The sequence below is a fragment of the Bacillus sp. E214 genome, from assembly GCF_008087365.1.
Classification (GTDB): Bacteria; Bacillota; Bacilli; order Bacillales; family Pradoshiaceae; genus Pradoshia.
Genome location: NZ_VENN01000001.1, coordinates 1,586,699 through 1,600,649, shown reverse-complemented (window position 1 = coordinate 1,600,649; position 13,951 = coordinate 1,586,699). Strand labels below are relative to the sequence as shown.

Annotated in this window: 16 protein-coding genes; 9 read left to right on the top strand and 7 right to left on the bottom strand. The window is 36.2% G+C overall.

Features of this window, described 5'->3' with window-relative positions; translation table 11 throughout:
* Positions 1-7: 7 nt before the first annotated feature.
* From FHY47_RS19215 to FHY47_RS07420, 3 genes are all read right to left on the bottom strand, one after another.
* Positions 8-142: a hypothetical protein gene (locus FHY47_RS19215; RefSeq protein WP_262365981.1), complete on the bottom strand. Its 135-nt coding sequence runs from the start codon at positions 140-142 to the stop codon at positions 8-10.
* A gap of 83 nt (positions 143-225) precedes the next feature.
* Entirely contained in the window at positions 226-519 is a 294-nt protein-coding gene (locus tag FHY47_RS07425; RefSeq protein WP_148630039.1) for a hypothetical protein, read from the bottom strand.
* A 155-nt stretch (positions 520-674) separates the two neighbouring features.
* A complete protein-coding gene (locus tag FHY47_RS07420; protein WP_187393452.1) occupies positions 675-1,868 on the bottom strand; it encodes an AGE family epimerase/isomerase in 1,194 nt (397 codons plus the stop codon).
* 455 nt (positions 1,869-2,323) lie between these two features.
* On the opposite strand from FHY47_RS07420, the gene FHY47_RS07415 reads away from it, so the two are divergent.
* The 4 genes from FHY47_RS07415 (at position 2,324) to FHY47_RS07400 (ending at position 6,621) form a co-directional block, all read left to right on the top strand.
* On the top strand, positions 2,324-3,259 hold the full coding sequence (locus FHY47_RS07415) for a glycoside hydrolase family 113 (protein ID WP_140462073.1): 936 nt from the start codon (positions 2,324-2,326) through the stop codon (positions 3,257-3,259).
* A 155-nt stretch (positions 3,260-3,414) separates the two neighbouring features.
* Positions 3,415-4,719: an ABC transporter substrate-binding protein gene (locus tag FHY47_RS07410; RefSeq protein ID WP_148630036.1), complete on the top strand. Its 1,305-nt coding sequence runs from the start codon at positions 3,415-3,417 to the stop codon at positions 4,717-4,719.
* A 136-nt stretch (positions 4,720-4,855) separates the two neighbouring features.
* A complete protein-coding gene (locus FHY47_RS07405) occupies positions 4,856-5,737 on the top strand; it encodes a carbohydrate ABC transporter permease (protein ID WP_066104552.1) in 882 nt (293 codons plus the stop codon).
* Between the two features lie 2 nt (positions 5,738-5,739).
* Positions 5,740-6,621, top strand: coding sequence for a carbohydrate ABC transporter permease (locus tag FHY47_RS07400; RefSeq protein WP_139063833.1), 882 nt, complete (start codon positions 5,740-5,742; stop codon positions 6,619-6,621).
* A gap of 85 nt (positions 6,622-6,706) precedes the next feature.
* Here FHY47_RS07400 and FHY47_RS07395 read toward each other — a convergent pair whose 3' ends face one another.
* Complete coding sequence (locus FHY47_RS07395) at positions 6,707-7,303, bottom strand: DUF624 domain-containing protein (RefSeq protein ID WP_148630034.1); 597 nt, start codon at positions 7,301-7,303, stop codon at positions 6,707-6,709.
* A 266-nt stretch (positions 7,304-7,569) separates the two neighbouring features.
* On the opposite strand from FHY47_RS07395, the gene FHY47_RS07390 reads away from it, so the two are divergent.
* Positions 7,570-8,283: a GntR family transcriptional regulator gene (locus tag FHY47_RS07390; protein ID WP_066104544.1), complete on the top strand. Its 714-nt coding sequence runs from the start codon at positions 7,570-7,572 to the stop codon at positions 8,281-8,283.
* Between the two features lie 206 nt (positions 8,284-8,489).
* On the opposite strand, the gene FHY47_RS07385 is transcribed toward FHY47_RS07390, so the two are convergent.
* From FHY47_RS07385 to FHY47_RS07375, 3 genes are all read right to left on the bottom strand, one after another.
* Complete coding sequence (locus FHY47_RS07385; protein WP_225983598.1) at positions 8,490-8,939, bottom strand: DUF3021 domain-containing protein; 450 nt, start codon at positions 8,937-8,939, stop codon at positions 8,490-8,492.
* Between the two features lie 10 nt (positions 8,940-8,949).
* Entirely contained in the window at positions 8,950-9,390 is a 441-nt protein-coding gene (locus tag FHY47_RS07380) for a LytTR family DNA-binding domain-containing protein (protein ID WP_148630032.1), read from the bottom strand.
* A gap of 529 nt (positions 9,391-9,919) precedes the next feature.
* Positions 9,920-10,981, bottom strand: a complete 1,062-nt coding sequence (locus FHY47_RS07375; RefSeq protein WP_148630030.1) for a YkvI family membrane protein — start codon at positions 10,979-10,981, stop codon at positions 9,920-9,922.
* Positions 10,982-11,261: 280 nt separating this feature from the next.
* On the opposite strand from FHY47_RS07375, the gene FHY47_RS07370 reads away from it, so the two are divergent.
* The 4 genes from FHY47_RS07370 (at position 11,262) to FHY47_RS07355 (ending at position 13,716) form a co-directional block, all read left to right on the top strand.
* Positions 11,262-11,774 carry a GNAT family N-acetyltransferase gene (locus FHY47_RS07370; RefSeq protein WP_066104534.1) on the top strand — a complete coding sequence of 171 codons (513 nt, stop codon included), beginning with the start codon at positions 11,262-11,264 and terminating at the stop codon, positions 11,772-11,774.
* 309 nt (positions 11,775-12,083) lie between these two features.
* Complete coding sequence (locus FHY47_RS07365; RefSeq protein ID WP_148630028.1) at positions 12,084-12,689, top strand: uridine kinase family protein; 606 nt, start codon at positions 12,084-12,086, stop codon at positions 12,687-12,689.
* Positions 12,690-12,926: 237 nt separating this feature from the next.
* Positions 12,927-13,250, top strand: a complete 324-nt coding sequence (locus FHY47_RS07360) for a hypothetical protein (protein WP_139892401.1) — start codon at positions 12,927-12,929, stop codon at positions 13,248-13,250.
* A 145-nt stretch (positions 13,251-13,395) separates the two neighbouring features.
* Positions 13,396-13,716 (top strand): hypothetical protein, encoded by a 321-nt coding sequence (locus FHY47_RS07355; protein WP_148630026.1) that lies wholly within the window; start codon positions 13,396-13,398, stop codon positions 13,714-13,716.
* Positions 13,717-13,951 lie beyond the last annotated feature (235 nt).

Sequence of the window (13,951 nt, the reverse complement as noted above, 5' to 3'; positions counted from 1 at the left end):
AAATAGGTTAATCAAAAATATTACTTATAAAGCGAATGATCATTCTTGGTATAAACATTAAGATCTCCCAAATGATTTCACCAATAATCTCAAACAGGGATTCTTTAAAAAAGCCATTTCTATTTCTCCTTCTATGTCTCATCCTCTTTTAACTCCTCATTAAAAATGATTGATTTGGAGCAAAAACATTTACTCTTAAATAAGATTTCTTAATCGCACAATTTGTTAAATGAAGAAATAGTCACCCACTGCTATCAAATAAAAGAGTAGTGCAGAAATAAACCATATTAAGTAGCTATTACGTTTTGTTTCTTTTACTAAAAAATGTTCTATACCAATTAATAGGAAGCTAGTTCCAAACATAAGGTACATCCAATGAAATTGACTAGTATACACCACTGAAAAAGATGCAATACCCACACCAATCCATACAATAATTTGTGCATACATAAGAGGTTTAACTGGATGTTCGTCTTTTTCAAAGAACAAGCTCATAATATTTTTCATAATAGAATTCATATTTTATCCCCCATAAATCATTTCAGGAACAATCAGCTCAAAATTACTTTGCTGTAATAGTTTACCATTTTTATAGTTATGCAACTATATTAATTGAGCTAATATTAATGAAGAGGGATAAAAAACAAGGCTCTGCTTAAAACAGAGCCTTTTATTTATTCTGGTAGTCTTTTAATTAGCTCATAACACATGCGGCCGTTATGATAAAATCCTTTCCAGGAGTCAGCGATATTTTCAGGTGTTTGGTATTGATCATTTCTGAGTGAGGAGATTACCTCTCCGTGCTCATCTATCCTTGAGAACCATTCTCCTCCCGTACGAGGGTCGTGAATCTTTTTCTGAATATACGTCCAAGCACGTTCGCTGAGTTGGATAAATTGTTCATCTTTAGTAAGCTGATAAGCATTATAAAAGCCGATAACTGCCTCTGCCTGCGCCCACCAAACCCTTGTCTTATGTATGTTTCCTTCTTTTTTAGCATCATAGATAGATCCATCCGAATCAATGCCTTCAGCTGCAACCTTGTAAGCAATCTGCTTATTCATTTCTACAATATCTGGCCGGTCAAGACCGGTTATATGTAAGGTTTCGGTTAAGAGCCAGCTCGTTTCGATATCATGGCCGTAGGAGTACGCCTCTTTTGTAGACTGCCAGTTTTCATCAAAAGCGACTCTGCAAACATGTTCTGTAGGGTGATAGATTTTTGAATAAAACAAATCCAACAGATAATTGATTTTGCTCAACAGCTGCCTATCAGGCCAAACACTATATAAATTTGTATAGGCTTCTAATAGGTGAAGATGACTGTTAGTAGTAAAAACAGCATTAGCACCTTCATTCAGCAGATGATGCTCGGTCTGTATCCAGTCCTGTGTAAATTCCTCTTTGTAACCTCCGTATGTAGTAGAAAAACATGTATCTTCAAGAAGATGAAAAAGATCAATGGCATAGGTTAAGGCTTCCTTATTGTCAGATGCCTTGACATATTCACTAAGTCCATAAATAGCAAAGCTTTGTGCATAGATGTGCTTGGTTGAGATGAGAGGCTGCCCAAGGTGATCGACAAGCCAATAGATTCCTTTATGTTCTTGGTCCCATAACGCATTAATCAAGAAATGGTAGGAATGCTCAGCGGCCCGCAAATATTTTTCATCTTTCGTGAGAAGGTAAGCGCCCGAGTAGCTCCACAGGTGACGTGCTCCTACCACACCTCCTTTAGGACTATCTTTGTGCATGGTTAAATTATAATCTAGAATTCCATATGATCCGCCATTATCATAATCTAATAGTTTCATCCAAAAGGGGAGAATTCTTTCGTTTAATTCCTTTTTAAATTCAACCTTTTCCAACTGGAACAGCCTCCTCATGTTCTACGACAATATTTTGGATCCATTTCTTAGATAACGTTCGTTTTACACCGAGAAGAGCCCGAATGATTTCATGTGAGCTTGCAAGGGCATATATAGCAACTTAATATAGCGTCTGCTCTAGGTTTTCTTTGATCATTTTCCAGGAAATAAAATCCTTTTTAACAAGCAACATGAAAAGAAAACTTGTCTGGACGAAATCATATTCAAACTGGAGATGATTAATAACTGAATCGTGATTGGAATGGTGAAGTAAAGCATTTTACGGTAGTATTCTTGTTTATGATCCATATCTGCACGTACTTTCAATTTTTTAATTTTTCTTTACGAAAATAAATGGAAAATATATAATTAATTTACAACAAATGTATATACTTATCAATCTATTAATATTACTTTTTGTTACATTTTGTTAAATCATTTGAAAGGAGAATATGATGGATTTTATTAAGGGATTTAGCTTTGGTTATATGAGTAAGCGCGGAGAATGGGAGGATGTGAAGGCAAAACAGTCTTTAAAATCTTTAAAAGAAAGATGCGGAATTGATCATGTCGTTTTAACGGTTGTGGCAGAGCAAGATCGACCCCAGTCCACTGTAATTAACTGGAGGGAACATCCGAATGTGGTCAGTGATGAAGAAATCATCGAGATGGTCCATTTTGCACAATCACTGGGTTTAAAGGTTATTTTAAAACCGATGGTGAATGTTTCGGACGGGACATGGCGTGCCCATATTAATTTCTTTGATACCGATGTTCCGTGTGAGCCTAAATGGTCTGAATGGTTTGCCTCTTACAATGAATTCATTCTTCATTACGCGAAACTAGCTGAAGAAACGAAGTGTTCCATGTTTGTGGTCGGCTGTGAAATGGTCAATGCAGACCGCCGTGAAAAGGAATGGCGTGATTTAATAAATGAGGTCCGGAAGCTGTACAGTGGACTTGTTACTTATAATTGCGATAAGTACCAAGAAGATATTCTAAAATGGTGGGACGCTGTTGATGTGATCTCTTCTAGCGGTTATTATCCGATTGATAAATGGGAACAAGAGCTTGACCGTATTGAAAGCGTTGTCAAGAAACACACTAAACCATTTTTCTTCTGTGAAGCCGGCTGTCCGAGCTGGGAGGGTGGAGATTTGCTCCCAAATGACTGGACATTAAGAGGGAAAGCAGATGTCAATGTCCAAAAAGAGTGGTACGAAAAGATGTTTAGCACAACGGTAAAGCGAGATTGGGTAAAAGGATTTGCCTTATGGGACTGGAAAGCTCATTTATATCCTATAGAAAAGGCAGATTCTGATCAGGACTATGCTGTCTATGGAAAGCCGGCAGAAAAAGTTATTTATCGATATTATAAGGAAATCTTTTAATTTACAAGACTGAAAGATTGTCTGTTTTGTTGATAAAAAGTTACAACATTTCAAAAGTATTACTTTTTTGTAATAAAAGACTATACAAACTAAAACATAGGATGCTACAATATTTTTGTAAGCGTTTACCAAATTATACTTTGGAGGGGACTGGAATGAAGAAATTATTCCGTATGGGGGTTGCCGCAAGTGCTCTGGCCCTTGCATTAACAGGTTGCAGTGATAAGAGCAATAGTGATTCCGATTCTAAAGAGTCAGGAAAAGAAACAATCACTTTTATCAACCACAAGACAGACTGGACAGGTAATGGGAAATGGGATGAATACATAGCAGAGTTTAATAAAAATCATCCCGATATAGAAGTAAAAGTGGAAACGATTACAGACTATGCCGGTCAAATGCAAATTAGGATGAACTCAGAAGACTACGGTGATGTGTTCATGATTCCAACAACGATTAAGCCTGAAGACAATGCAAACTTCCTTGAGCCGCTTGGTAAACAGGATGAATTATCAAAGAAATATATGCTTTTAAGTGACCGTTCTTATGAAGGTACTTCCTATGGTATTCCGATTGCAGTTAATACGACTGGTGTCATCCTTAACATGAAGGTATTTAAAGATGCAGGTATTGATACTGTTCCAACAACACCAGAAGATTTCGTAGCTGCATTAGAAACAATCAAGAAAAAGAACGCGGATGTAACTCCTTTATACACAAACTACGCTTCCGGCTGGACATTAACTAACTGGGACTTCATCCGTACAGGTGCTTCCGGTGATCCGGATGTTACGAATAAAATGGTGAAAGATAAAGAACCGTTTGCAGATGGTAAAGTAATGAACACAAGCTACAAACTTTTATATGATTTAGCGGAAAAAGGCTTAACTGAAGCTGATCCTTCCACTACTGACTGGGAACAATCCAAACAAGATTTGGCAGACGGAAAAATTGCTGTTATGGTTCTAGGCAGCTGGGCAATTGAACAAGTTCAAGCTCTTGCTGAAGATCCAGAAGATATTCAGTATGCAGCGTTCCCAATTACCGCACAAGATGGCAAACAGTATGCAGCGATTGGCGGAGACTACAATATCGGTATTAATGCGAACAGCAAACAAAAAGAAGCTGCTCGTAAGTTCGTAGACTGGTTTATTGATGAATCTAACTATACTAAAGATACAGGAGCCATCTCTCCTAAGGTTGGCGAAGAAATGCCAGCAGCTCTTAAAACGATGGAAACAGCTGGAGTAGAATTTATCCAGGCTAATCCATCACCTAAAGGAGAAGAATCTCTATTTAGTGACATCAACAACACATCTGAAATCGGAATTGATACAACAGAAGCAACGAAGCAACGTATTATCGATGCGGCAAAAGGCAATACAAAAGAATCCTTTGATGCCATTATGAAAGACTTGAACAAAAAATGGTCCAGTGCAATGGAAGAGATTGGCAAGTAAGGAGAATCATCTTATTGAATATACTGGGGTGTTTGCAGAATTCATACTGTAACACCCCAGTTCCTCTAATAAAGAAGGATTTGAAAAGTATCTTTGTCCATTAGGGCCAGCTAATGAGATAAGAGGAGTAAAAGCGATGAAAAAAATAAATTTGAGTTATAAGGCGCAGCGTCGTATTATCATTTTTCTGTTTTCAGCTTTACCTGTTTTTTTGCTTTTATTATTTTCTTATTATCCGCTAGTAAAAATGCTTCAATACAGTGTTACGGATTGGAATGGGATTAGTCCGACGAAGGAGAATGTTGGTCTCGCCAACTATTTAAAGGTCTTTACAAACCCAGAGTACTTTTCCGTATTTAAAGTCAGTCTCTACTATTTTGTAGCGACATTTATCCAGCTGGGAATTGCTTTATACTTTGCCACGATCCTAACTTTCAAGGTGAAATTCGCAAACTTTTGGAAGGGTATTTTGTTTTTTCCGTACCTTTTAAATGGAGTGGCTATTGGGTTCATCTTCTTGTATTTCTTCAAAGCCGGAGGAACATTGGATACGGTCATGACTTTCCTTGGGTTAGATAGTCAAATCCAATTATGGCTTGGAGACCGTTCTATAAACAATATGTCCCTGGCGTTTACGTCGATTTGGAGATATATGGGGTTCAACTTCATCATATTCCTGGGAGCTATTCAGTCCATTGATCCTGAAATTTATGAAGCAGCGGAAATTGATGGTGCCAGCCGGTTCCAGCAATTTTTATACATTATTTTACCGAGTATCAAACAGATTGTGTTCCTGAATATCATTTTAGGAATAAGCGGTTCTCTAAGTGTATTCGATATCCCATACATTATGACGGGTGGATCAAATGGAACGAAAACCTTTGTCATTCAAACAATCGATACAGCCTTTAAGTACCAGAAGCTAGGACTGGCGTCTGCCATGGCCCTCATATTGTTAGTCATTGTCATCGTCGTGACATTAATTCAAAAATACATGACTAGAGAGAAAGAGGTGTGACCATGAAGGCAAATGTCAGTGTGACAGAACCAAAGATACCAGCAAAGCAGGATCATGCATACAACATTAAGAAACTGCTTGGCGCCATTGTAAAATACGGCAGCTTACTGCTTGGAGTAGCGGTTGCTATTTTACCTGTATTGGTTGTGTTTATTGGATCATTCAAGTCAAAAGAGGAATTCCTGACAACTGGTGTTCTTGCTTTACCGGAACAATTTACGTTTGACAATTATACAAGAGCATTCATAGATGGCCAAATGACTGTTGGGTTTAAAAATACGCTTATCATCTTTATTGTTTCAATTGTAGGAAAACTCTTGCTTGGAACGATGATTGCATATGTTTTGAACCGATTTGATTTTAAATTGAAGAAACCTATTATGGGACTCTTCCTCCTTGCAACCCTGATTCCGGCAATCACTACACAGGTTGCAACATTCCAGATTATTGAAGGAATGGGCTTATTCAATACGATTTGGTCGGTTATTGTGCTGAATCTTGGCACAGACGTAATAGCTGTCTATGTATTCCTGCAGTACCTTAACAATATTCCAGTTTCATTGGATGAAGCAGCAATCATGGAAGGCGCATCTTACTTTCAAATTTACCGCAAGATTATCTTGCCTTTGCTCAAAGCTCCAATGATTACGATTCTTATTATTAGCGGTGTGGGAATCTACAATGACTTCTACAATCCATTCCTGTATATGCCGTCACCTGAATTGAAGGTTATTTCAACAGCGTTATTTGCCTTTAAAGGACCATATGGAACGGATTGGCCGGTCATTCTGGCGGGTGTTATTATCGTAATTACACCAATACTAATCGTCTTCCTGGCCCTTCAAAAGTATATTTATAACGGAGTTTCTGGTTCAGTAAAATAAGTATTTCAAGTCCATTATAGTAGAGGAAGAAAAAACTGCTTGAAAGGAAAGCCCTTCTTTTCAAGCAGCTCTTTTTATAAAGGTATTAGTTTGTCAGAATCTTAGGGATGAAGACAATTTTTTTGGTCGCAATGATTAATAGAGGCGGTGCCAAAAAAATAAAGGCGACTAAATTTACTTTGATTATCAATGTGAAAGCTAAGATCATCAGCAATATAACCAGGCTACGGAGTGGATGGCGAATGCAAGTATCAAAAGCCAGTGCATAGATCCATTTTGCGGAATGAGTATTCCGTTGATCATGAGCAAGGAAGTAAATGCTATAAATAGCAATGGTCCATAAAAGAAAAGTCCAGATCAAAATCGGTATTTGCAGCCATGTTAAGATAGGCAAGGCCTCGTGAAGCGGTGGATAGATAGACATCAGTGAAAGTCCGCTGAATAAAAACAATAGAAACGATAACCCTATATAACTTTTATTCTTTTTATAGGATTCTTGAAAAGCTGAACGGATTGAATCATCTTCTTTCCGGTGAATGAGTTCAACAGCATGGATCAGTCCGACTGAAGCGGAAACAAACCCATAGATGATTCCACCTCTAAGTATATAAAGCCAGAAATAATAGCTGGAAATAGTATATTGAGAGACGAAATCAATAAAAAGTTTTATCAGATTCTTCATGTTGGCCCACCCTAACTTTTACAATATATTCTATATATACCTTTAAATGATTACAAATTCAAGGGAAAGTTATAATCATTTAAAGATATAAGTATAATCATATCTTCAAGCATGATTTGATATTTCGATGTAATACGTTATATGGAATAGAACAAAGAATCAGGTCATTGATTACTATAATTTGCATACCTTTACTTTTACACTATATTTTTCCTGTGATAGTATTTATGATTGACTTATAAGAAGCGTTTAGGAAGGTGTTAGGAATGAACAAGTACGAGGCCATTGCAAATGAAATGAGGCGAAGGGTAAAGAGTGATTATTACTCAAAGGACCAGCCGATTCCAGACGAATATACTCTTTCGAAAGAATTTGACAGCAGCAGGGTAACGATGAAAAAAGCTTTGAATATTCTTGTTACAGAGGGGCTTTTATATAGGAAAAGAGGACATGGTACCTTTATTATCGAGCCTCCATTTGATGACAATAAAGTGAATATCATCAGTGAAGAAAATATTGGACTATCCAATCTGGCCAATAATGATGAGGTAAAAAGCAAGGTAATTGCCTTTGAAATTCAATTTCCCTCTGAGCAAGTAGCCAGTAAACTAAGGATCAGCCTTGATACACCTGTCTATCATATTATTCGTCTCAGGATTGTAAATGATGAACCATATGTAATAGAAAAAACATACATGCCGGCTAATCTGGTTCCCGGTATTAATGATGAGGTTCTTCATTCTTCCATATATAAGCATATTAAAGAAACACTTGAATTAAAAATGGGTGGAGCACACCGTAAAATCAGAGCATGTAAATCAAATGAACTGGATCAAAAATACCTGGATTGCAGAGCTGACGATCCTATCTTGGAAGTCGAACAAGTTGCCTTTTTGATTACTGGTATACCATTTGAATACTCTTTCTCACGGCATCATCACGACAAGTTCGTCTTTACAACGGTAACGGTAAATCGATAGGAAACCGCATAATTTGGCTCAGAAAAAGAAAAGGTGACTCTAGAGAGAAGAGGGTCACCTTTTCTTATTGTAAGAATAACTTGAGTTGTACAAATCTTATTGGGGTGTCTTTATAGATATTAAGTTTACCTCCTATCAAAACTATTTTTAAAAGGAGGCAGAATACCTTATTGCTAGTAGGAAAACTGTAATTCTAAAGTGGGTGTCTATGGTTTATTTAATGAATGATTCAAACGATTAATTTCTCGCTTCCAAAATAGATACTGGAAGACCCAGAACATTAAATAAATGACCACAAAGATAAGGAAGTAAAGTGAAAATCCTATAAAGGAATGCTCCATCCAATGGGAGTAATAGGCGACAGGAAACATGGCGATGGTAACTAAGCAAAAGTGTAGAGTTGTTTGTTTTGTAAGACTCCAATTATCATGTTCAAAAATGATAGAGCCTGCAGCAAAAGCAACTCCTAATAATCCGCTTAAAATAAATTGCAGTAGATAGGCATTTAATTCTGTACCCATGGTCTCTATTAAGCTGGGTACTACAGCGTAAAACGTCCCATCCCCAATGCCAAGTGAAATGCAAAGGGTTATAAAGGTTGATATAAAAACGCCTAGCGGAAATCCTATTGCCCCTCTTACGATAATTGTCTTCATCTTCATCACCTCATATTCCTAAATGTTTTTTTATCTTATTAATATAACGCCTCGAGACATATGATTGATCGCCGGTATTGAATTTCAGAGTGATTGTTCCGCTTATGCTCATATCTAAGCTTTTAACTTTTTCAAAATTGACAATCTCAGAGTTTGAAATTCTGATGAATTGTTGGCGCGGGACCATTTCTTCTAATTGGTATAATCTTTGTCGTAAGCGCAATTTTTCATTATTTACTTGTGCATAAACATATTGACCTTCAGTATAAATCCGCAAGATATCGTCCATTTGTATCAAAAGAATTTCATCACCTTTATAACCCATCAGTGATTGGTATTCATTGCCTGAAAGTTTTTCAAGTAAACTTGAAATTTCATTTGTCATTTCACTAGCATGTATGACGATTTTGGGATCTGTACATTCACTATCTAACTGGATTTCTATCCTCATATTCCACCCCCACCCTTTTTTATGGATCTTTCTCCCTTTATTATAGGAAGCAATTGGATATAGTACTACATCATTTATATACCTGGTCAGATTTCTAATATATATGGATGAAAATGAATAATAGCATGATAATCAGTGGAACCAATCCTTAGGGATTAAACCCGTGGCCAACTATGAGCCGAAGTTTAAGGGGGTGAACTTAAATGACCGAAAACCTACAAAGCAGGGGACAATCCTTTTTTAATGAAGAAACAGTTAGTTAGGGTTAGATGGGAAGCAGAGATGCTATATTCAGCGTGAAAGATCTACAATTGATAATCTCCAGATGATACTCAAGAGAAATCGAATACACTCAGTTAAATTTGAATTGATAATTGGAAGTACAGGTTAATTTAACAGGGGAAATTAGTACTATAGAAAAAGAGATTCATCAAAATTGACGAATCTCTTTTTCTATTACAGTGGATTTTTTATTTTTTCGGAAGAATGCGTTCCTTAATCTTTTATTGAAACGCGTAACTGATAGCGATTAATCCGTTTTATCTTTTAAAGGCTTCATTCTAATTGAAGCGATAACGAGTACGGCAATTAAAATCATACCCAAATATCCAAACAGTGGGTAGAAAAAGGAAACTAACTGCTTGAATCCAAAGAAGCTTGCTGCAAAGGCGACGAGTACAGAAATAACCACGAACCAATTGTATTTTTTCGTTTTCGGGGTAAAGAAGCGTGTACCAAACGAAAAGAACATACTAACAGCTGAATTAAAAATCATGCCGAATAGAATGATGGAATAGAGAACTCCAAAAAGTGGTGATATTTGATTGGCCAGCCCTAGTGAGGGCATGTCCAAGTGCCCTACCTTATCAACTTGTGCAAAGATGGCTAGATGATGCAGGACAATTAAAATTCCTACACCTATACCTCCCGCCAGTCCTCCGATCGAAGCAATTTTCTCCTTGGGTTCATCGCCGCCCATTACCAGAGTCATGGATGCTCCCATTGCGATTGCAAGTGAAACATAATTAATAATAGAACTCAGCCAATGATTTGTAGCCGAAGACTGTTCGTTCGCTATAGAGTCAAGCTCAAAGAAAGAATATTCCATGGTCACCATACTATGTATAAATAATACGACCACTCCCAATATGAGAAAAGGGGTTATCATAGCAATAACTTTTACAACCCGGTCTACGTCGGAAAGGATTGTGATTAAAATGAGAATCGTCATGATAATGATGCCAACGAAACTTGGCAACCCAAACTGCTGATTGAAAATAGACCCTGAACCAGAAATCATGACAATTCCAATTCCAAAAAGGATAAATACGAGGATAGAATCGATGAGAACGCCGAGGTAACGTCCACTGATTTTATAAATAACTTCCTTATGTGAGTCTGTCTGAAGCCGGCTGCCCAGCTTAGTTAAAACCATTCCCAAATATCCGAACAATAGGATCGAGAGAAAGGCTCCAATCGTTCCCTTCATTCCAAAACTAGTAAAATACTGTAAAATTTCTTGTCCTGATGCAAAACCGGCACCTATGATAATTCCCATAAATGCACTGGCTATTTTAATAATATTCTTCATGTCTCCTCCATTCGTAGTATTATAAAGAATTTGAGGCACGGTTCAGCCACTGCTTCTGAACCGGAATAGTCCTCAATAGAATTATTTTCCCTATATAAATAGTGTTAAACAAAAAATATGAAAATAGAAGAATTTGTTTGTGAGAAAAGAGACAGCAGTGTACAGGAAATAATTAAGCTTTTTATAAGATGGGAGGTTAGTGCAAGAAGGATATTAGGAGCGAAAAAAAGAATAGATTATGCAATACATAATTCCATCAAATTAAAGGAGTGAGTAGTTGATGAATATTCGTATTTTAGAAGAGTCCGATGCTCATTTATATCAGAAAGTGCGATTGAATGCATTGAAAATGAACCCGGAAGCATTCGGTTCAACCTATGAGAGAGAGGTGGGATATTCTTTAGACATGGTAAAGGAACGAATAAAACCAACAATGGACAAGTATATTGTAGGTGCCTTTGATAATCGAAAATCTTTAGTTGGCATTGTTACCTTTATACGTGAAGACAATCTCAAAACCAGGCATAAAGGAAATGTTTATGGAATGTACATAGCTCCAGGCAATCGAGGTCAGGGTTTAGGAAAGTTATTGATGAATGAACTTATCAGTAAAGCGAAGAACTCTGAGGGATTGGAGCAAATCAATTTAACTGTTGTATCTGATAATCACTATGCAAAGAAATTATATAAGTCGTTGGGATTTGAGGTCTATGGTATAGAAAGAAATGCCTTAAAGTTTAATGGCCGATATTATGATGAGGATTTGATGGTACTAAAATTAGCAGTGAAATAGAGATATCTTTATGATGACTTTTCTTTATGGAAATAAGAAGGAAAGCTTATGGATTATGCTATTGGTCAATGAAATCAAATTGGTTAAGCAGCATTATGGTCTTATAGTGAACATAAGTTAAGAATAAAATTGAACTATCAAAATCCAGTTTGAAAATTATTCCACAGATTTTAAAATCGAAGGTAATAAATTAATCATAGATTTAGATAAGGTGTAGGGCAGGGAAGAAGGATTTAATAATAAATTAATAGAAAATATTTTATACAGGTTAGTTAACAAGATGGTTTTCCAATTTAAGGCGGTGAGGTTATGAATGATAAAATTCTTAAAAGCAGTAATGATTTTGAACATTTGGTTAGGCTGATTGATTCAGTTCCTCAAAAACAATCAACTTTGTTAATTGGGATAGATGGCTGTGGAGGTTCTGGGAAAAGCACACTCGCTGATAAGTTAAAAGGGAGATTATTAAATACAACTATTGTGCATATGGATGATTTTTATTTACCATCTTCTCAAATTCTAAAAACACTTCCAAAGAACAAGCCTATAGGTGCAGATTATGATAGGAGGCGTATTTTAAATCAGGTTCTTGAACCCATAGCTCAAAATAAAGAAGGACATTATCAGCGATATGATTGGATAATGGATGGTTTAGCGGAGTGGCATACTGTTCCAGTTGGGGGAATTGTCATAATAGAAGGTGTTTATGCAATATGTCACGAATTTTTTAGTAAATATGATTTAACGATATGGGTTGAATGCCCACGAGAAACAAGGCTTTCACGAGGTCTTGAAAGAGACGGAGAAACAGCACGTGATAGGTGGGAAAATAATTGGATGCTATCAGAAGACGTTTATGTTGAAACCTATAAACCTTTTGAAAAAGCTAACTTAATAGTAAGTGGTATTGAATAAATATACTAACATCAGGATAAACAGATTTTTATCTTTTCTAAAGAAGGGTAAATATTGAGCAATTGATTCCAGAGAAATTTAAAACTGAAAAAGGGTATAAGGATAGAATTTGATTTCATCAGTACAATTTCTATTATGCTAATTGGCTAAGAAGAATTAATGTCTTTTTGTGTTGAATTTCTTATTGGAATACAGGAGCAGGCTAACGGAATAAAAGTGGTGAAAGGAGGAATCAATTTGAAAAAGAAAAAAAGACTTTTAGTAGTCGGCTTGCTGGTATTATTAGTGATAATAATATTTCCGCCTATATTAGGACAAATGGTACACAATAATGATTCGCCAAAATCTGCAATAAGAGATGAAATACTCAAAGACGGGCATCCATATCAAAGTTTCTTTGCTTTAATAACGAAGAATGATTATAAAGATAAAGTATACGGACAGCTATACAATGTAAATTGGTTTGACTACGACAATCCTACAGGACATACGGCAACACTGTGTTATTCAACAAAGATAGAGAGCGAAAAATACGAAGTCTCTTGTGGTACAGGGCCATAATACATTAGTTTGATTTCTACCCTTGAGGCCCTATGATCATTTCAAATTTGCTATTTCACAAACGGAGCAGTTTAGTTACATGAGGTTTTAACTAGCAAAGGTAGCAATGTTCTATTACATAAAACCAAAAGTGTGGAGAGAAAATATGAAACCAAATTATACTGACTTAGGATACGCAGATAAAATGGGTCCGAAATTAAGAATGTTAGTAGAAAAACAGCTATGTGATGACCTCGTTTTTTATGGAATAACGGCGAATAAGTTTAAATTTGATTGGTCTGAAAGTTGTATAGAGGGTAACGATGCCAGTTATTTAGATGGGGTCGTGGAAAACTTTCGGGAATTAATATATTTGATGAAAAAGATAACCATATTGCAGAGGGATGGATGGAGTTTATTTATGAGCCAACTTATAACGTTTTCATTTCTTATTGGGAATTTCTTACCTACTTTAATGTGGGGATAGAAATTGATATTAAAGATAGAGTAGGAATCCCCCTTCATATTTTTAATAAGATTCCAGTAACGATACGATTTAAGTATGAGACGAAGCTACTAACAGATTTTTAAATTATATCAAGTTATGAATAAATGTAATTAAGCAACCAGAGGCATTGATCAAAGAAGGATTAATGTCTTTTTGTGTTGAATTTCTTATGGAAGTAAAGGGGGCAGATTAGTTCAAGAGTGTTGTTTAACTA